At 64.7% G+C, this 544-nt stretch carries 1 protein-coding gene; it reads left to right on the top strand.

Features of this window, described 5'->3' with window-relative positions; translation table 11 throughout:
- On the top strand, positions 1-544 hold a 544-nt coding region (locus RX972_RS29195), incomplete at both ends, for a hypothetical protein (protein ID WP_316880779.1).

The raw sequence follows: 544 nt of genomic DNA, 5'->3' as shown, positions 1-544 counted from the left end.
ACAACCCCGGCCTAGCCAGTTCCACCAACAACGGCAGCCACAGCGTTACGCTCACCGGCACGATCGCGCAGCTCAACACCGCGCTGGCAACGCTGAACTACAACAGCGACAGCGGTTTCACCGGCTCGGACACCGTTACGCTGAATATCAACGACAACGACCACACCGGCACCGGCGGCCCGCTCACGTCGGGACCGCAGAGTTTCCACGTCGGCGTCGTCCCGCATGTGTTCTACATCGACAACTCGGCCACCACGAGCCACAACCTCGGCACCCAGGCCGACCCGTACACCTCGATCGCGGCCTTCCACGCGGCGAATCCGGCAGGCGCAGGCGACTACGTCGTGCTCGAACACGGCACCGGCACCTACAGCGAAGCCAACGGCATCAGTCTCGCCAACGGCGTCAATTTGATCGGCGGCAGCCATCCGCTGCAGATCACCAATCCGCTGACCGGCGCAACGGTCACCGCCAATGTCGGTTCCGGCACCGATCCGGTCATCCAGGTCACCGGCGCTCACAACGGCATCGACCTGCTCGGCAC

Source organism: Pseudomonas syringae group sp. J309-1 (assembly GCF_032582135.1).
Classification (GTDB): domain Bacteria; phylum Pseudomonadota; class Gammaproteobacteria; order Pseudomonadales; family Pseudomonadaceae; genus Aquipseudomonas; species Aquipseudomonas quasicaspiana.
Note: the sequence above shows the minus strand (reverse complement) of the source record. Positions and strands in the feature narration are given on the sequence as shown.